At 64.0% G+C, this 18,191-nt stretch carries 18 protein-coding genes; 10 read left to right on the top strand and 8 right to left on the bottom strand.

The annotated features are described in order from the left end of the window. Positions 1-419 precede the first annotated feature (419 nt). From mtgA to mpl, 5 genes are all read right to left on the bottom strand, one after another. The gene (gene mtgA / locus BLV45_RS26200) at positions 420-1,142 is read right to left on the bottom strand and encodes a monofunctional biosynthetic peptidoglycan transglycosylase (RefSeq protein WP_090538149.1); all 723 of its coding nucleotides are present in this window, start codon (positions 1,140-1,142) and stop codon (positions 420-422) included. A gap of 48 nt (positions 1,143-1,190) precedes the next feature. Next, a complete protein-coding gene (gene aroE / locus BLV45_RS26195) occupies positions 1,191-2,075 on the bottom strand; it encodes a shikimate dehydrogenase (protein ID WP_090538147.1) in 885 nt (294 codons plus the stop codon). Then, complete coding sequence (locus BLV45_RS26190; RefSeq protein WP_090538145.1) at positions 2,072-4,198, bottom strand: ribonuclease catalytic domain-containing protein; 2,127 nt, start codon at positions 4,196-4,198, stop codon at positions 2,072-2,074. Before BLV45_RS26190 ends, aroE begins: the two co-directional genes overlap by 4 nt. Before the next feature lie 131 nt (positions 4,199-4,329). Then, entirely contained in the window at positions 4,330-4,917 is a 588-nt protein-coding gene (locus BLV45_RS26185) for a YqiA/YcfP family alpha/beta fold hydrolase (RefSeq protein ID WP_090538143.1), read from the bottom strand. After that, a complete protein-coding gene (gene mpl, locus BLV45_RS26180) occupies positions 4,914-6,353 on the bottom strand; it encodes a UDP-N-acetylmuramate:L-alanyl-gamma-D-glutamyl-meso-diaminopimelate ligase (protein WP_090538141.1) in 1,440 nt (479 codons plus the stop codon). Before mpl ends, BLV45_RS26185 begins: the two co-directional genes overlap by 4 nt. 175 nt (positions 6,354-6,528) lie before the next feature. On the opposite strand from mpl, the gene BLV45_RS26175 reads away from it, so the two are divergent. The 10 genes from BLV45_RS26175 (at position 6,529) to BLV45_RS26130 (ending at position 15,090) form a co-directional block, all read left to right on the top strand. Next, positions 6,529-7,182 (top strand): UDP-N-acetylmuramate--alanine ligase, encoded by a 654-nt coding sequence (locus BLV45_RS26175; RefSeq protein ID WP_090538140.1) that lies wholly within the window; start codon positions 6,529-6,531, stop codon positions 7,180-7,182. 59 nt (positions 7,183-7,241) lie between these two features. Further along, entirely contained in the window at positions 7,242-7,805 is a 564-nt protein-coding gene (locus BLV45_RS26170) for a TlpA family protein disulfide reductase (protein ID WP_090538138.1), read from the top strand. A gap of 194 nt (positions 7,806-7,999) precedes the next feature. Then, positions 8,000-8,464 carry a type II 3-dehydroquinate dehydratase gene (gene aroQ / locus BLV45_RS26165; RefSeq protein ID WP_090538136.1) on the top strand — a complete coding sequence of 155 codons (465 nt, stop codon included), beginning with the start codon at positions 8,000-8,002 and terminating at the stop codon, positions 8,462-8,464. A 71-nt stretch (positions 8,465-8,535) separates the two neighbouring features. Further along, on the top strand, positions 8,536-9,006 hold the full coding sequence (gene accB, locus BLV45_RS26160) for an acetyl-CoA carboxylase biotin carboxyl carrier protein (protein WP_090538133.1): 471 nt from the start codon (positions 8,536-8,538) through the stop codon (positions 9,004-9,006). 127 nt (positions 9,007-9,133) lie between these two features. Continuing rightward, the gene (gene accC / locus BLV45_RS26155; protein ID WP_090538129.1) at positions 9,134-10,501 is read left to right on the top strand and encodes an acetyl-CoA carboxylase biotin carboxylase subunit; all 1,368 of its coding nucleotides are present in this window, start codon (positions 9,134-9,136) and stop codon (positions 10,499-10,501) included. Between the two features lie 3 nt (positions 10,502-10,504). Next, complete coding sequence (prmA, locus tag BLV45_RS26150; protein ID WP_090538127.1) at positions 10,505-11,407, top strand: 50S ribosomal protein L11 methyltransferase; 903 nt, start codon at positions 10,505-10,507, stop codon at positions 11,405-11,407. A 48-nt stretch (positions 11,408-11,455) separates the two neighbouring features. Beyond that, a complete protein-coding gene (locus BLV45_RS26145) occupies positions 11,456-12,874 on the top strand; it encodes a DUF3426 domain-containing protein (protein ID WP_090538125.1) in 1,419 nt (472 codons plus the stop codon). Positions 12,875-13,032: 158 nt separating this feature from the next. After that, entirely contained in the window at positions 13,033-13,533 is a 501-nt protein-coding gene (gene tpx / locus BLV45_RS26140; protein WP_090538123.1) for a thiol peroxidase, read from the top strand. 123 nt (positions 13,534-13,656) lie between these two features. Continuing rightward, positions 13,657-14,595 carry a carbohydrate kinase family protein gene (locus tag BLV45_RS26135; RefSeq protein WP_090538121.1) on the top strand — a complete coding sequence of 313 codons (939 nt, stop codon included), beginning with the start codon at positions 13,657-13,659 and terminating at the stop codon, positions 14,593-14,595. Between the two features lie 18 nt (positions 14,596-14,613). Further along, a complete protein-coding gene (locus tag BLV45_RS26130; protein WP_090538155.1) occupies positions 14,614-15,090 on the top strand; it encodes an outer membrane lipoprotein in 477 nt (158 codons plus the stop codon). Positions 15,091-15,370: 280 nt separating this feature from the next. Here BLV45_RS26130 and BLV45_RS26125 read toward each other — a convergent pair whose 3' ends face one another. The 3 genes from BLV45_RS26125 to BLV45_RS26115 all read right to left on the bottom strand — a co-directional run bounded on the left by BLV45_RS26125 (position 15,371) and on the right by BLV45_RS26115 (position 17,700). Beyond that, positions 15,371-15,985 (bottom strand): histone H1-like DNA-binding protein, encoded by a 615-nt coding sequence (locus BLV45_RS26125; RefSeq protein ID WP_090538119.1) that lies wholly within the window; start codon positions 15,983-15,985, stop codon positions 15,371-15,373. Positions 15,986-16,015: 30 nt separating this feature from the next. Next, entirely contained in the window at positions 16,016-16,348 is a 333-nt protein-coding gene (locus BLV45_RS26120) for a hypothetical protein (RefSeq protein ID WP_090538117.1), read from the bottom strand. A 92-nt stretch (positions 16,349-16,440) separates the two neighbouring features. Then, on the bottom strand, positions 16,441-17,700 hold the full coding sequence (locus tag BLV45_RS26115; RefSeq protein ID WP_090538153.1) for a ribonucleotide-diphosphate reductase subunit beta: 1,260 nt from the start codon (positions 17,698-17,700) through the stop codon (positions 16,441-16,443). Between the last annotated feature and the right edge of the window lie 491 nt (positions 17,701-18,191).

The following is an 18,191-nucleotide window of genomic DNA, read 5'->3' as shown; positions in this document are numbered from 1 at the left end:
GCGCGTAGCGCGGAGTCGGGTGGATGACGGCTTTGTCACGGGCGTTGAATGCGCGCGGGAAGGAATCGCGCGGGGACCGATGCCCGCTGAAGTGTGGGGGCGACACTTCGTGGGTTGCCATTCCCCGCGGGTGACACACTGGGAAGGGGTAAGTTTTCGGAGCGCCTTTCTTTTGCCTACTTTTCTTTGGAAGACAAAGAAAAGTAGGTGCCGCCCCGCACAGGGGCGACGCTAATAGACCGACGTGAATGCAAGGAAAGGCCAAAAAGCCAGAACAACAAAACCCCCAGCTCCGGCACGAAAAACCCGAAATGCCGCCCCGCCAAAGGGGCAACACAAACAGACCAAAACGAACACAAGGAAAGACCAAAGAGCCAGAACAACAAAAAACCCAGAAAAACAGGCGCCGCAAGAAGCCCTCAATCGGGTAATTCAGCCGCCCCCATCCGCCGGGCAATCACCCGGGCCCGCTGGGCCAGATACCCTGATCCTCGATGTTCGTCGAAATACTTCGGCCGCGGCAGCATCACAGCCAGCCGCGCCGACTGCCCACCCGACAGCTTCATCGCGGAAGTCTTGTAGTAATACCGCGCTGCAGCCTCAGCGCCATAAACCCCATTGCCCCACTCGACAGAGTTCAGATAGATCTCGAAGATCCGCTCCTTGTCCATCAGCGTCTCGAGCATCCACGTGATAATCAGCTCCTGCCCCTTGCGGATATAACTCTTCTCACGCGAAAGGAACAGGTTGCGCGCCAGTTGCTGCGTAATCGTCGAACCGCCCGCCACGATCTTCCCGCGCGCCTTGTTCTTCTCCCACGCCTGAAGAATCGCGTCCGTCTCGTAGCCGTTGTTATTGACGAAGTTCGCATCCTCGGAAGCAATGATCGCCCGCTTCAGGCTCCGCGAAATCTGGTCGTACGGTACCCACGTGTGCTGGATCGAAAGGTCCGGCCGGTCCTGCGAAAGTCGCCAGGCATCCGAACGCATGAATGCGGTCGACTGCGGATTGACGACGTTCCAGATCGCGATCTGCGCAAAGTAATAAACCTGCGTAGCAAGCCACGCGCACACGAACACCACCAGCACATAGAACACCCATCGCACCATGCCCGGCCGGCTCGCGCGCCTCGCTCCTGTCATCGTCGAAAGTCCCCCGCTCGATTGATATCGAAACGCACGCCGCCGAAATCAGGCCGCCGGCGTTTTCGCCATGGCGCGCAGTTCAGCCAGCACCGGCGCGCCGTCCGGGCGCACGCCGCGCCAGATGTAGAACGACTCCGCCGCCTGCTCGACCAGCATGCCGAGCCCGTCCGCCGCGCGCGCACCCAGCGCCTGCGCGTGCCGCATGAATACGGTCGGCTGCGCGCTGTACATCATGTCGTAGGCAAGCGTGCCGGCACCGAACGCCACGTCGTCACACTCGGGAAGCGCGGCGTCGAGGCTGCCCGCGGTCGCGTTCACGATCACGTCGTACATGTGCGCCTGGATCGCGCTCGCGCTGCCACCCGTCAGCTCGCAGTCGACGTCCCGCGCGGCCGCGGCGAACTGCGCAACCAGCTCGTCGGCCTTCGCCGACGTGCGGTTGACGATCGTCAGCGTCTGCGGCAACCGGTCGAGCATCGGCAGCACGACGCCGCGTGCGGCCCCGCCCGCGCCCAGCAGCAGAATGCGCGCCCCCTTCAGCGCGACGCCCAGGTTCACCTCGATATCACGCACGAGGCCGACGCCGTCGGTGTTGTCGCCATGGATGCCGTCTTCGCGGAAACTCAGCGTGTTCACGGCGCCAGCCGCGGCGGCGCGCGGCGACAGCCTGTCAGCGAGCGCGTGCGCCTCGAGCTTGAACGGCACGGTCACGTTCAGGCCCCGGCCACCCGCCTCGATGAACGCGCGCACGTGTGGCATGAAGCCGTCGACCGGCGCGAGCAGATGGGTGTACTCGACCGGCTCGCCCGTCTGCACGGCAAACCGCGCGTGGATGTACGGCGACTTGCTGTGCGCAACCGGATTGCCGATCACCGCGTACCGGTCGCGTGCCGCGCCCACATTGGCGTGTACGTTCACGTCGGCGCTCATCGTCCGGGCTCCGTTATCTGCTGTTCTGACGATGCGGCCGCATCGCCCGCACCCTCGTCTTCGCCTTCGACGCGTTCTCCATCGTCCGCGCTGTCCGCGTCGTCGGCTTCGGCCTGCGCTTCAGCTTCGCTTTCCGCGGAATCGTCGGCGGCGTCGATCAGTTCCTCTTCACCTTCATCGGCCTCGTCGGCTTCGGCGGTGTCGGCGCCGCTCGTCACCTGCGGCGCATCGAGCACGTGCAGGAGACGCACCGACGCCTCGACCGTCAGCTCATCGAGCGACATCACTTCCATCAGCAGCCTCGTGCCGCGCGCATGCACGCCAAGCCCCGGCACGTGCAGCAGCAGCGGGATTTCCTCGAGGCGCACGAGGTCGCCCTTCACCACCGACGCCACCACCTGCTTCTTTCCTTCCTGACGCAGCCAGCGCAGACACCAGAAGTACTCCATCCGGCGCTGGTGATCGGCGTACGCGGTGTACGTGTCGTCGAAACCCTGCACGACGGCGAACAGATCGGCGTCCTTCGGCTTGAACGGCGCGGCGAGCTTCGCGGTCACACCGTGCTGCACGCACGCGAGCAGTTGCCACTGGTTCACAAGGTCGACGTAACGGCGCAGCGGCGACGTGCTCCACGCATACTGCGCGACGCCGAGCCCTTCGTGCGGCGCGGCGGAGGTCTGCATGCGCGTGCGCTTCGGGCCGCTCGGCGCGCCGAACGCACGCTGCGAGCGATAGATGCCCGGCACGCCGTGGTCGTGCAGGAACGCGCCCCACGACGAATTCGCGAGAATCGCCAGTTCGGCGACGATCGTATCCAGCGGCGAACCGCGACGGCGCGGCGTGATCGTGACGTGCTCGCCTTCCACGTAGAAGTTGAAGTCGGTATTGCGCTGCACCTCGCGCTTCAGCCCATAGCCGGCGCGCGCCTGCTGGCGCTTTTCGAACAACGCCTGCGCGAACGGCCAGAGCACCGCGATGTCCTCCTTGTGCGGATACTCGCCCGTGCCCGCGGCAAGCGACTCCTCGGTGACGAGTTCATCGAGCGTGTTGTGCCGCAGGTTGCTTTTCACGAACACGCGCTCGGCGCGCGTCTCGCTCGCGACGATATCCTGCGTCTCGCGATTCACGATCACATACAGCGACAACGCCGGACGCAATCCGCCTTCCTTCAGCGTGAACGCCTCGACGACGCCGTCGGGCAGCATCGTGATCTTGTCGCCCGGCATGTAGACGGTCGACAGACGCCCGCGCGCGATCGCATCGACCGCGTCGCCGCGCTCGATGCCGAGCGCCGGCGCCGCGATGTGTACACCAATGCGCACGCGGCCATCGGCCAGACGCTCGACCGAAAACGCATCGTCGATTTCGGTGGTGGTGATGTCGTCGATCGAGAACGCCTCGACTTCGGCTTCCGGCAGGTCGTCGGGCACCGCGCCGACGGTGACGGGCGGAAAACCGGTGCCGTGCGGGAAAAACTCGGAGAGAAAGCGCGCCTCGTGCAGCGCGCGCGCCGACGGAATGCCGCCGCAGTCGAGCATCAGGCGCGCCATCGAAATGCCGCGCGCCGCCGCCGCGGCTTCGAGCGCCTTGTATTCGATCGTGTTCTTGTCGGGTTTCGTCAGCAGACCCAGCGCCTTGCCCGCAAGCGATTCCGGCAGACGCCCCGCCTTCAGTTCGTCCTCGAGACCGGCCTGCACCAGCGCCTGCTGACGCTTGCGCTCGAGACCGGCCAGCGCCATCTGCAACTGCTCCTGCGGCGCGCGCTGATATTGCCCGCGCCCCTTGCGGCGAAAGTACACCGGCGCGCCGTGCATGCGCAGCACGAGCGCGGCGCGCTCGATCGCGCCGAACGTCTCGCCGTAGTACTCCTTCGCGAGCGCGGCGAAGGCAAATTCTTCTTCCGGCGCGCATTCCCACAGGAAATCGAGATCGATTTCCTGCGCGGCGGCGTCGGCCTGATGCATCAGTTCGCCGGCGGCCGGCTTGTCGAATTCGATCAGGACGTCCTTCGCGCGCACCTTCGCGCGCCGGCCGCCCGGCAACTCGACCTGAAACGCGTCGCCCTGACGCGACAGCACGCTGCCCGCCTTGAAACTGCCCGATTCCTCAAAGAAAACGTTCACTCAGTACTCTCGTTCAGACTTCGACCGGTCGACACGCATCGCGCCCGCGCGTCCGGCTTCATGTTCGTGGTGGTGATCCGCGGCTCGCGCTTCACGCTTCGCTGCGCGAAAGGCGCCCGTGGATCAGGAAATCATGCCGCCTCGCGCGGCGCCGGCGGCGGCGCGTCGCAAAATGCGAGCACCTCGTCGACATAGTGGGGAAACTCGCTGATCGCGTGGTCACTGCCTTCTATCAGTGTGGTTCTCGCGCCGGGATAGTGCGCAAGCATTTCGCGGTAATCGAGCACTTCGTCGCCCGTCGCGGCAATCAGATAATAGCGTTCGGGACGCGTGACCGACGCGACCCCGAGCGAGCGCAATTCATCCAGATGATGCGGCTCGACGACGATACTGCCGCCGCCGTGCCACAGCGGCTGTTCGCCGAGATAGTGGCTCAGGTCGCGCTGCGGCACGATCGCCGGGTTGAGCAGCACGGCCGGCCAGCCGTGCTTTTCGGCGAGATACGTCGCGAAAAAGCCGCCGAGCGAACTGCCGACCACGGTCACGTTCCGCGCGCCCGGCACGAGCGACTCCGCCAGCGTCACCGCTTCGAGCGGCGAGACCGGCAGCATCGGACAGCACCATTCGTCGCTGCGCCCGAGTTCGGCGAGACGCGCCGCCATCACGCGCGCCTTGAACGAATCCGGCGACGAACGGAAGCCGTGCAGATAGAGAATCACGCCGCGCCCCGCTGCCCGCCGGCCGCGGCTTGCGCTGATGGCGCTGTCCGCTCGGGACGCGCCGACAGCGCATCGAGCAGCTTCTGATGCACGCCGCCAAAACCGCCGTTGCTCATCACGAGCACCTGGTCGCCCGGCTGGGCCACCGCGGCGACGGCCTTGACCAGCGCATCGATATTGTTGAACGCCTGCGCCTTGTCGCCGAGCGGCGCGAGCGCGTCGGCGAGATCCCAGCCGAGCGCGTCGCGGCCGGACGGCGCGCCGTAGCCGAACACCAGATCCGCGTCGGCGAGGCTCGCCGGCAATTGCGCCTTCATGACGCCGAGCTTCATCGTGTTCGAGCGCGGCTCCAGCACCGCGAGAATCCGCGTATGCTCGCGGCCAACGCGCGTGCGCAGCCCGGCAACCGTCGTCTCGATCGCGGTCGGATGGTGCGCGAAGTCGTCGTAGACCGTCACGCCATCGACGCTGCCACGCACTTCCATGCGCCGCTTCACGTTGCGAAACGTCGCGAGCGAACGCGCGGCCTGCGCCGGCGGCACGCCGATGTGGCGCGCGGCGGCGATCGCGGCGATCGCGTTCATGCGGTTGTGGTCGCCCTGCACCATCCAGTCGACGACGCCCGCGCGTACACCGTTGTGATAAACCGCGAAACGTTCGTCGACGGCGACGCCTTCCTCGGCGGGCAGCGCCTGCCAGCCGCCCTCGACGCCAAAGCGCTCCACTTCGCTCCAGCAACCACGCGTGAGCACACGTTCGAGCGCATCCTCACGACCGTTCGTCACAATCCGGCCGATGCCCGGCACCGTGCGCACGAGATGGTGGAACTGCGTTTCGATCGCGGCAAGATCGGGGAAGATATCCGCGTGATCGAATTCGAGGTTGTTCAGGATCGCGGTTTTCGGCCGGTAGTGAACGAACTTCGAGCGCTTGTCGAAGAACGCGGTGTCGTACTCGTCGGCCTCGATCACGAAGAAACTCGAATCCGTCAGCCGCGCCGACACGCCGAAGTTCAGCGGCACGCCGCCGATCAGAAAGCCCGGGTTCATGCCGGCGTCCTCGAGCAGCCAGGTCAGCATCGACGACGTGGTCGTCTTGCCGTGCGTGCCCGCCACGGCCAGCACCCATTTGCCGTTCAGCACATGCTCGCCCAGCCATTGCGGACCGGACGTATACGGCAGGCCGCGATCGAGGATCGCTTCCATCAGCGGATTGCCACGCGAAACGACGTTGCCGATCACGAACAGGTCCGGTTGCAGGTCGACCTGCTCCGCGCCGTATCCTTCGATCAGATCGATGCCCAGCGCTTCGAGCTGCGTGCTCATCGGCGGATAGACGCCGGCGTCACAGCCGGTCACCTTGTGGCCCGCGCCGCGTGCGAGCGCGGCTAGACCGCCCATGAACGTGCCGCAGATGCCGAGGATGTGGATGTGCATAAGCCTGTCGTGCCGCGCGGGCGTACTTTTTGCGTGGGAGATGAGTGCGCAGGACGCTCTTTCACGATCGTCCGCAAGGGACGCTATTGTAACCGACGCCCCTCTTGCAGCCGCGCGGCGGTATCGGTCCAGGTGGCCGTCAAGGCCGTCATATATTCTCTAGTATGATTGTGAGATGGTTCGCAAATCACATTTCGATCCGCAGCGCGTGCGTGAGGAAATCGCCATCGCGGCTGCAAGAATGATCGCCGAAGACGGGCTGGATTATTCGACGGCCAAACGCAAGGCTGCGCGGCAGGTCGTTGGGGAAACGCGTGTTGCCGGCGAATGGCTTCCCGATAACGACCAGATAGAAGAAGAAATCCGCGAGTACCAGTCGCTTTTCCAGGGCGACAGCCAGCCGGCGGTTCTGCGGCGGCTGCGCGAAGCCGCGCTCGAATGGATGGATCGCCTCGCGTCGTTCAATCCGTATCTGACGGGTGCGGTGCTCGGCGGAACCGCAGGCGGGCATTCGGACGTGCATCTGCAGGCGTTCTGCGACAACCCGAAGGAAGTCGCCATCTATCTGCTCAACGCCAACATCCAGTACGACGTCTCGGAGACGCGCCACTTTGCCGGGCGCGGCTACGTCGAGACGCTCAGCTTCCTGTGGCGTCCGGCGAACGAGCGGCGCGAAGCGGAGCCGGTTGGCATCCACGTCGCGCTTTATGATTCGGACGACCTGCGCGGCGCGGTGCGCGCCGACGCGCGCGGCCGCACGGCGCGCGCGAACCGGCAGGCGGTGCAGGCGCTGCTCGCGGAAAGCAGCGCGACGGCTTCGGCGGCGTAGGCTGTGCCGGCGGCGACTTCTTCCATTACTTCATCCACTACCTGAGCAGACCCACGACAATGAAGCGGATTCTGGCAGCACTGGCAGTAGCAGTTGTGGCAGCGGGCGGCGGCGCCGCGGCCGGCTACTGGTTCCTCAATGGCGACTCGACGCAGGCGGCGCAATCGGCACAGCCCGGCGCCACGGCGGCGGCGAGGCCGCAGGACGCCGTGAACGCGCTCTGGGCACAAAACGTCACCAGCGCGGACGGCAAGCCGCAATCGCTTTCGATGTTCAAGGGCCATCCGGTCGTCGTGAACTTCTGGGCGTCCTGGTGCGGACCGTGTGTCGAGGAAATGCCTGCGCTCGCGCAACTCCATCGCGATTACGCGAAGAAGGGCATCCAGTTCATCGGCCTCGGCGTGGATTCCGAAAAGAACGTGAAGACTTTCCTGCAGAAGGTGAAGGTCGACTACCCGGTTTTCGTCACCGGCTTCGGCGGCGCGGACCTCGCGCGCGAGTTTGGGAACAACGCGGGCGGGCTTCCGTATACGGTGGTTATTGACGCCAAAGGCAACGTTCTTTCGACAAAACTGGGCGAAATCCAGCCGGCCGAACTGAAACGCACGCTCGACGCGCTTTAAGTGCATATTCGCGAAATGCGCCGAATATGCCCAGAACGCGTCGTTTTACGCGAAAATTAGACGAAATTGCCACGAAATCGCGATGGCCGTCGCGGGCGACCCCGGCCCGGAACGGCGCGAACGCCCTGCGAAACTAGACAAGTTTCTCTAATCAGCGCTAAAGTTCGCGCAATTCCACGGAAATAGAAGCGACCATGACGCGACTGCTGGTGCTGCACGGCCCCAACCTCAACCTTCTCGGCACCCGGGAACCCGAGGTCTATGGGCACGTGACCTTACCGCAGATCGATCAGGCGCTGGCTGACCGTGCCGCCGACGCCGGCGTCGAACTCGCGACCTTCCAGAGCAATCACGAAGGCGCGATCGTCGAGCGGATCCACGCGGCACGAACCAGTCAAACCGATTTCATTCTGATCAATCCCGCCGCGTACACGCACACCAGCGTGGCTATTCGGGACGCACTGGCGGGGGTCGGCATCCCGTTCGTCGAGATTCATCTGTCGAACGTGCATCGTCGTGAACCGTTCCGGCATCACTCGTATTTCTCCGACCAGGCCGAAGGCGTCATCTGCGGCCTTGGCTGGAAGGGATATCTGTACGCACTCGAATTCGCACTCGACCGGCTGTCCGCCGGGCAGTCCGGCGCGGCGCGCGGCTGACTCAAATACAACCAGTTCAGCGCCGGACGTCATCGAACGCCGGCACTTCACGCATTGAAAGGGGATGCCCAATGGATCTACGTAAACTCAAGACTCTGATCGACCTCGTTTCCGAGTCCGGTATTTCGGAACTGGAAGTGACCGAGGGCGAAGGCAAGGTTCGCATCGTCAAGAATGCGCCGCCGGTTTACGTGCAGCCCTCCACTTCGTACGCGCCGCAATACGCCGGCCCGGTGCCGTTCCAGGGCGCGGCGCCCGACGCGCCTGCCGTGGGCGCACCGGCCACGCCGGCTCCGGCCGCGCCGCAAGGCCACGTGGTGACGTCGCCGATGGTCGGCACGTTCTACCGCGCGCCGTCGCCGGGCTCCGATCCGTTCGTCCAGGTGGGCGACACGGTGAAGGAAGGCCAGACGATCTGCATCATCGAAGCGATGAAGCTGCTGAACGAAATCGAATCCGACCAGTCGGGCGTGATCAAGGAAATCCTCGTCGAGAACGGCCAGGCGGTCGAATACGGCCAGCCGCTCTTCGTGGTCGGCTAAACCGGCGCGTTTTCCGTAACAGCCGTCGGCGCGCGCCTCTACCGCGTGCGCAACCGATCCTCTGAGGCAGCCGCCGGGTCGTGGTCAACCCATGCCGCGGCGCCCATTGATGAGTCGAAAATCCGCTATGTTTGAAAAAATCCTCATTGCCAATCGCGGCGAAATCGCACTCCGTATCCAGCGTGCGTGCCGCGAACTCGGCGTCAAGACGGTCGTCGTCTATTCGGAAGCCGACAAGGAAGCCAAGTACGTCAAGCTCGCCGATGAAGCGGTCTGTATCGGCCCGGCGCCTTCGAACCTGAGCTACCTGAACATGCCGGCGCTCATCAGCGCGGCCGAAGTCACCGACGCCGAAGCGATTCACCCCGGCTACGGCTTCCTGTCGGAAAACGCGGACTTCGCGGAACGCGTCGAGCAGTCGGGCTTCGTGTTCATCGGCCCGCGTCCGGAAACGATCCGTCTGATGGGCGACAAGGTCTCGGCCAAGCAGACGATGATCAAGACCGGCGTGCCGTGCGTCCCCGGTTCTGAAGGCGCGTTGCCGGAAGATCCGAAGGAGATCGTGAAAATTGCACGCGCGGTCGGCTATCCGGTGATCATCAAGGCGGCGGGCGGCGGCGGCGGGCGCGGCATGCGCGTCGTCCACACCGAAGCGGCGCTCGTGAACGCGGTCAACATGACGCGCGAAGAAGCGGGCCGTGCGTTCGGCAACCCGCAGGTCTACATGGAGAAATTCCTGGAGAACCCGCGGCACATCGAAATCCAGGTCTTGTCCGACTCGTTCAAGAACGCGATCTGGCTCGGCGAGCGCGACTGCTCGATGCAGCGTCGCCACCAGAAGGTGATCGAGGAAGCGCCGGCGCCGGGCATCGCGCGCCGCCTGATCGAGCGCATTGGCGACCGTTGCGCGGACGCCTGCAAGAAGATGGGCTACCTCGGTGCGGGCACGTTCGAATTCCTGTATGAAAACGGCGAGTTCTACTTCATCGAAATGAACACGCGCGTGCAAGTCGAGCATCCGGTGACCGAGCTGATCACGGGTGTCGACATCGTGCAGGAACAGATCCGCATCGCCGCCGGCGAGAAGCTCGCGCTGCGTCAGCGCGACGTCCAGTTCCGCGGTCACGCGATCGAATGCCGGATCAACGCGGAAGACCCGTTCAAGTTCATCCCGTCGCCGGGGCGCCTCACCTCCTGGCATATGCCGGGCGGCCCGGGCATCCGCGTCGATTCGCATGCGTACAACGGCTATTTCGTGCCGCCGAACTATGATTCGATGATCGGCAAGCTGATCGCCTACGGCGCGACCCGCGACCAGGCGATCAGGCGCATGCGCATCGCGCTGTCGGAAATGGTGGTCGAGGGCATCCAGACCAACATCCCGCTGCATCGCGAGCTGATGCTCGACGCGAAGTTCGTCGAGGGCGGCACGAGCATTCATTACCTCGAAAACCGGCTGGCCGCGAAGCTGCAGGCCGCACCGGAAGAAGCGTAAGCAATGAGTTACCGGGAACTGATCGTCGAGCTGGAACGCGAGCACGCGGAGGATCTCTCCGACGCGCTGCTCGAACTGGGCGCGCTGTCCGTGTCGGTCGAAGACGCGGACGCCGACACGCCCGACGAGCAGCCGCTTTTCGGCGAGCCCGGTCTCACGCCTGAACGCACCGCGTGGCAGCGCTCGCGCGTGATCGCGCTGCTCGCGGCGGAGCACGACCCGGCCGTGCTGCTCGCCGCCGCGTCGAACCAGCTGGGTCTCGCCGCGACGCCGTCATTCACGGTGCGCGACGTCGAGGATCAGGACTGGGTGCGGCTCACGCAGTCGCAGTTCGACCCGATTCCGGTTGGCGAGCGGATCTGGGTCGTGCCGTCCTGGCACGATGCGCCGGACCCCGACGCGCTCGTGCTCGAACTCGATCCAGGCCTCGCATTCGGCACCGGCAGCCATCCGACGACGCGTCTTTGCATGGAATGGCTCGAGCAGAACGTTCAGCCGGATCAATCCGTGCTCGATTACGGCTGCGGCTCCGGCATTCTCGCGATCCTTGCGAAGAAGTGCGGCGCAAACCCGGTATTCGGCATCGATATCGATCCACAGGCGGTCGAATCGGCCCGTCAGAACAGCGAGCGCAACCGCGCGGAAGTCACGTACGGCCTGCCCGATGCGTGCCCGGCTGGCGAGTTCGATATCGTCGTCGCGAATATCCTGTCGAATCCGCTGAAGCTGATGGCGTCGATGCTCGCGTCGAAGGTCAAACCGGGCGGCCGCCTTGCGCTGTCGGGCATTCTCGCGCGGCAGGCGGACGAAGTGGCGCGCGTCTACGAGCGCTGGATCGACATCTCCGTCTGGCGTGAACACGAGGGTTGGGTCTGCCTCACGGGAACCCGACGCGAAAGCCATTAGAATAGGCCGTATCGTCCACCTCAACGCCCTCAGGGTTCCCGGCTCAATATGCTCCTGGCGACGCGCTGTCCTTTCTGCGAAACAGTTTTCCGACTCCAGCCGACGCATCTTTCGCTGCGACGCGGACTTGTGCGCTGCGGACATTGTCACGAAGTTTTCGACGCGTCCAGCAGCCTGTACGAGACCACCGACGGCGATCTGACCCGTGCGACGCCGGTCGGCCCCGATGTCGTGGCGGCATTGATTGCCGGTTCTGACCCGAAACAGGAAACCGTTTCCGCTCCCGCGCCTGAGCCCGTTCAGGAACCCGAATCCCAACGCGACGCCGCGAACGCGCTTCCGCGCACCGGAACACCCGCGGAAACGGCGACGAACGCATCGCCCGCCGCATCCGTCGAGCCGCACACGGCGGATGCGCCGCATGTCCCTTTCGAAGCGCCGGAGCCGGTCGAGCCTCACGCGCCCACGTTCGAGGACGACGCCCATCGGCACCCCGGCGACGCACCGAACTTCCGCACCGATGCCTGGAACCCGTGGGCGCCCGCACCGGACGCGCTGATCGACGACCGTCTGCGTCACAGCACGAAGAATCTCCCGTATCGCCCGCTATCCGAATCCGCGATGGCAAAGCTGAAGATCGCCATCGAACGCGAAGCGGCAGAACACGCGGCGCACAACGGCTCGGCGGCGGCACCCGAACACGATTTCCCCGCAGTGCATGAACCGCTGCATGAGCCACTCAACGGCCGCCAGACGGCCGATGACCGCGACGCAACGCGCGCGCGCCCGGGCGAATCGCTGATCGAGGAACCGGCCGAACCGGCGTTCGCCACCGCGCCGGTCGCCGGTGCGATCTATCCGGAGACGCGCGACAGCGAACCGCATTTCACCTCGCCCGCGGCCACACCATTTGCCACGCCGCTCGATCACGGCGAAGGCGCGGAGCCGTTCGCCGTCGTCCGCGAGACACGCGAGGCCGCGCCGCGCCGCATCGGCTGGACCCTCTTCGGCTTGCTCGTCGCCCTTGTCCTGTTCGTCGCGCTGGCCGCGCAACTTGCGTGGTGGCAGCGCGAAACCGTGATGGTCTACTGGCCGGCTTCGCAGCCGCTTTACGCGCGGGCATGCGCGCAGCTCGGCTGCACCGTCGCGCCGCCGCGCGATATCGATGGCCTGCAGGTCGAGCCGTCCGATCTGCGTCAGGTGGACGGCCCGCACAAGCTCGAACTGAAAATGCCGCTGCGAAACCGTTTCGGCATCGCGCTGGCGTATCCGGCCATCGAACTCACGCTGCTCGACGCGCAGAACAACATCGTGATCCGTCGCGTGCTGTGGCCGCAGGATTACGTGACGCCGGGCACGTCGATCGCCGCGGGCCTGCCGGCCCACGCGACGCAGACGATGATCGTGCGTCTCGATACCGGCAACGCCGTCGCATCGAATTTCCGTGTGCAGATTTTTTACCCCTGACGTTTCCGGCGCCGCCGGCGCTCGCGGATCGCGCGACGCCCCCGACGCCGACGCCGCCGACCCCCTGGACGCGGTAAAGGCAGTCCTCACGCATCTCTCGCGCGCCCGGTGAACCGGGTGCATTTAACGTCAATGATGACGCATTTCCGGAGCACAACATGAGTCAAGTCACGCTGGGTGGTAACCCGATCGAAGTAAGCGGCACGTTCCCGTCAGCCGGCCAGAAGGCGCCCGCTTTCTCGCTCGTCGGCAAGGATCTGAAGCCCGTCACGCTCGCCGATTTCGCCGGCAGGCGCAAGGTGCTCAACATCGTCCCGAGCCTCGACACGCCGACCTGCGCCACGTCGACGCGCAAGTTCAACGAAGCCGCCGGCAAGCTTTCGAACACCACGGTCATCGTGGTGTCGGGCGACCTGCCGTTCGCGGCAACGCGCTTCTGCACGACGGAAGGCATCGAGAACGTGGTCACGGCCTCGACGTTCCGCGGCCATGACTTCGCGAAGGCGTATGGCGTCGACGTGACGACCGGCCCGCTGACCGGCCTGACGGCACGCGCGGTCGTCGTGATCGACGAAAACGACACCGTCGTCCACGCGGAACTCGTCGGCGAGATCAAGAACGAGCCGAACTACGACGCAGCGCTCGGCGCGCTGAAGTAAAACCCTGCCGCGCAGGGGTCCGCGCCGCGCATCCGCGCGGCGCTTTCACATCCGGCCTCGTGCCGGGGTGCGGGCATGGATACCCCCTGGCGCTTACCAACCATATCGACAGGAACGTTAGCCTTGGCCACGCTCATTTGCGGTTCGCTCGCCTACGACAACATCATGACCTTCGAGGGTCGCTTCCGGGAGCACATCCTGCCTGAGCAGGTTCATATCCTGAACGTGAGCTTCCTCGTGCCGACGATGCGCCGGGAGTTCGGCGGCTGCGCCGGCAACATCGCGTATTCGCTGAATCTGCTCGGCGGCGACGCGCGTATCATGGCGACGATGGGCGCCGTCGACGCACAGCTTTACATGGACCGCTTCGCGAGCCTCGGCCTGTCGACGGAACACGTGCGCGTGCTGCCGGACACGTACTCCGCGCAGGCGATGATCACGACCGACCTCGAAAACAACCAGATCACCGCGTTCCACCCGGGCGCGATGATGCAGTCGCACGTGAACCATGCGGGCGAAGCGAAGGGCATCACGCTCGGCATCGTCGCGCCGGATGGCTTCGACGGCATGATCCAGCACTCGGAAGAACTCGCCGCGGCCGGCGTGCCGTTCATCTTCGATCCGGGTCAGGGGCTGCCGCTTTTCGATGGCGCGTCGCTGCGGCGCATGATTGAACTTGCCACTTACGTGGCAGTCAATGATTACGAAGCTGCGCTCGTCAGCGACAAGACGGGTTGGTCAGTCGAAGAAATCGCGAGCTGCGTCGATGCGTTGATCGTCACGCGCGGCGAACAGGGCGCGCAGATCCACCACGCCGGCAAGATCGAAGACATCCCGGCCGTCACTGCGAAGCAGGTGCTGGATCCGACGGGTTGCGGCGACGCGTTCCGCGGCGGCCTGCTCTACGGCATCGAAAACAACCTCGGCTGGGCCACGACGGGCCGTCTCGCGAGCCTGATGGGCGCGCTCAAGATCGAACATCAGGGTCCGCAGAACTACGCGCCTTCGCGTGCGCAGATCAACGAACGATTCAAGCAGGCGTTTGGATACGACCTGCCGTAAATGAGTGGAGTGAAGGGCATGAAAACGACGAGTCGCCTGGTAGTCGCGACAATCATCGCGGGCTCGGTGGTCATGACAGGCTGCGCGTACAACAGCAGTTCGGCCGACGTCTACACGGCGTCCCAGGCGCAACGTGAGGAGACGGTGCGCCTCGGCACCGTCGACAGCGTGCGCGCCGTGAAGATCAGCTCGAACAACGGCCAGCCGAGCGGCCTGGGGGCGATCGGCGGTGGCGCACTCGGGGCGGTCGCTGGCAGCACGATCGGCGGCGGCACGGGTTCGATCCTGACGGGCATCGTCGGCGGCCTGGTCGGTGCGGTGGCCGGCAATGCGGTAGAAAACGGCACGGCGGTTCGCGACGGCGTCGAAATTACCGTGCGGCTCGACAACGGCGACCTGCGTGCGATCACGCAGAGCGCCACGGGCGAGATCTTCCGCGCGGGCGAACGCGTGCGTCTGCTGTCAAGCGGCGGCGTGACGCGCGTCACGCACTGATGATCAAGGTGATCCGCCTGCCCTGAGCCAACCCATCTTGAGCCGCGAAGACATGATTCGATGTCGAAGCGGCGACCTCCAGCGCATGCCCCGCTCCCATGCAGGATGATGACGGTGCATGCGTTTTTTTCGCCCGTCGAAAGCGGGTTTCAGTGACGCCGCAAAACGGACAGACGAAAAAAATCCCGCCACCGATAAACCAGTGACGGGACGGTGATTGGGTTCTGTTCTACCCAATCATCGGACACATCGCGATGTGCCTGATTACGGCTTCAGCGTCTTACGGACGGCTGCCGGTCGGAAACGGCCATGCAGCAGCCGGATTCAACGCGGTCTTCACCGTTGCAGCCGGTGCGCTCGATGCAGCCGTCGCAGCGGGAGCAGGAGCAGCCTTCTTCGAGACAGCCTTCTTCGCAGGAGCAGCCTTCTTGGCAGGGGCAGCCTTCTTGGCGGCAGCCTTCTTCGCAGGGGCAGCCTTCTTGGCAGCAGCCTTTTTAGCAGGCGCCTTTTTAGCAGCAGCCTTCTTCGCAGGCGCAGCTTTCTTCGCTGCGGCCTTCTTCGCCGGTGCTGCCTTCTTGGCAACCTTCTTCGCTGCAACCTTCTTCGCAGGCGCCTTCTTCGCAGCGGCCTTCTTCGCCGGTGCTGCCTTCTTCGCTGCAACCTTCTTCACAGCGACTTTCCGGGCAGCCACTTTCTTCGCTGCAACCTTCTTCGCCGGCGCTGCCTTCTTCGCTGCAACCTTCTTCGCCGCGACCTTCTTCACGGCCACTTTCTTCGCCGCAACCTTCTTCACTGCGACTTTCTTAACGGCGGCCTTCTTTGCCGGTGCAGCTTTCTTTGCAGCGACTTTCTTTGCCGGGGCTTTCTTCGCGGCGGCTTTTTTTGCAGTTGCCATCATTTTCTCCTTCAGGTTTTCAGATGAGAGTCAGTTCAAACAACACCCTTCGTCAAAACCCGCTTCCCGCGGACGCTTCTCAGGGCGCGCGCTACGAAGCGGGCTATTCATCGGCGTACGCAGGTGCAGCGCGCTTACGCTAATGAATGCGGTAAGGCGCGCGGTGCCATACAGCACCGCGCGCCAGATCTGGTCGGCGTCGGATTCCGACGCCGGCAATTGCTTGATCGAACCCCTAGCCCTATGGCCAGCGGCGTTTTCCGGGGGGAAGTTTGCCCATCCCACTGAAGGGTTCGCAAAGTGCCTGTCATCGTCGTGGGCCATGGCCATCAAGGCACATGGCGCACCGGGCGTGCTTTGCATCAGGCGTTCCTGCTCCTAACCTTATGTGCCACCGACGGCCGTGAGCGGCCGGCGGCATCCCCATCAATTTCGTCTACGACACGACTCCCGGTTTATTCCCAGGAGAGCGCGCCGCCTGTCTGATATTCAATGACCCGCGTTTCGAAGAAGTTGCGTTCCTTCTTCAAGTCGATCATCTCGCTCATCCACGGGAACGGGTTTTCCTCGTTCGGGAACAGCGGATCGAGACCGATCTGCTGGCAACGACGGTTGCAGATGAAGCGCAGATAGCTCTTGAACATCGACGCATTCAGGCCGAGCACCCCGCGCGGCATGGTGTCTTCTGCGTAGCGATATTCGAGATCGACAGCCTGCTTGAAGATTTCGCGGATTTCCGCGCGGAACTCAGCCGTCCACAGATGCGGGTTTTCGAGTTTGATCTGGTTGATGAGGTCGATGCCGAAATTGCAGTGCATCGACTCATCGCGCAGGATGTACTGGTACTGCTCCGCCGCGCCAGTCATCTTGTTCTGGCGGCCTAGTGCAAGAATCTGCGTGAAGCCGACATAAAAGAAGAGGCCTTCCATCACGCAGGCGAACACGATCAGCGACCGGAGCAGCGTCTGGTCGGCCTCGAGCGTGCCGGTCTTGAAGGCCGGATCGGTCAGCGTGTGGATGAACGGAATAAGGAATTCGTCTTTCGCGCGGATCGAGGAGACCTCGTGATACGCGTTGAAGATCTCGCCTTCGTCGAGACCGAGCGATTCGACGATGTACTGGTAAGCGTGCGTGTGGATTGCCTCTTCGAACGCCTGGCGCAGCAGGAACTGGCGGCATTCGGGCGCCGTGATGTGGCGGTAGGTGCCCAGCACGATGTTGTTCGCGGCCAGCGAATCCGCCGTCACGAAGAAACCGAGGTTACGTTTGACGACGCGCCGCTCGTCTTCGGTCAGACCGTTCGGGTCTTTCCAGAGCGCGATGTCGCGGGACATGTTGATTTCCTGCGGCATCCAGTGGTTCGCGCAACCCGCCAGATACTTTTCCCACGCCCACTTGTATTTGAACGGCACCAGCTGGTTGACGTCGGTCTGGCCGTTGATGATGCGCTTGTCAGCGACATTCACGCGCGCTTCCGAAGCGGCGGCCGGGACAGCGGCAGGAATGGTCGGTGCGGTTGCCTGAGCGGCGGAGGACGCAGCATACGGAGCGACAGCGATGTCGTTCGCGAAGATGTCCTGAGCCGAGGGAGCCTGATGAGCGGCACGCGATACAGCCTGCGTTCCGACGGCCGGTTCCGGAGCGTTGCGCAACGCATTCTGTTGCGAAGCGCTTGCGGGAGTTACGGCAGTGATCTCGTCATCCCAGTTGAGCATAAATGTCACCATCAATTTAGAACGGTTTGTACCATCTTTTCGTGAGCGATAAAAGAGTTCACTCACGAAAAATCCTGTTTTCGATTCACGTTGCGACCTGCATACAACACTTTGTTCAACAGAGCGTGTCTGTCGCTTCGCGTGAAGCGATCGAAGCACGTGATGCTGAAGGTCTTCGCTTCATCGAAAGCACCTCGTTTTGATGTCGCCTGAACGTCGCTTCGATGTCGCTCATTGCAACTTCGAAGTGACTTCGAAGAGACCACTTGCCGGTCTCGAACCGGTCATCGAGGTGCTTCTAATCTGTGTCGCCTGGCTTCTCGTTATCGCGTGGCCTTGTCTGTCTGGCTACGCGCTGCTTACAAAGTTCAGGGTTTTCTCGCAGACGTCGATCAGCGTCGACGATGTTGCGATGCGCCTGCCGCGTAATGTGCGTGACGCGAAGCACGGTTGCTGCTGTCTCGCTGCTGCGCTACATCGAATCTTTCGTG

It is taken from the genome of Paraburkholderia sartisoli (genome assembly GCF_900107685.1).
GTDB classification, from domain to species: Bacteria; Pseudomonadota; Gammaproteobacteria; order Burkholderiales; family Burkholderiaceae; genus Paraburkholderia; species Paraburkholderia sartisoli.
Note: the sequence above shows the minus strand (reverse complement) of the source record. Positions and strands in the feature narration are given on the sequence as shown.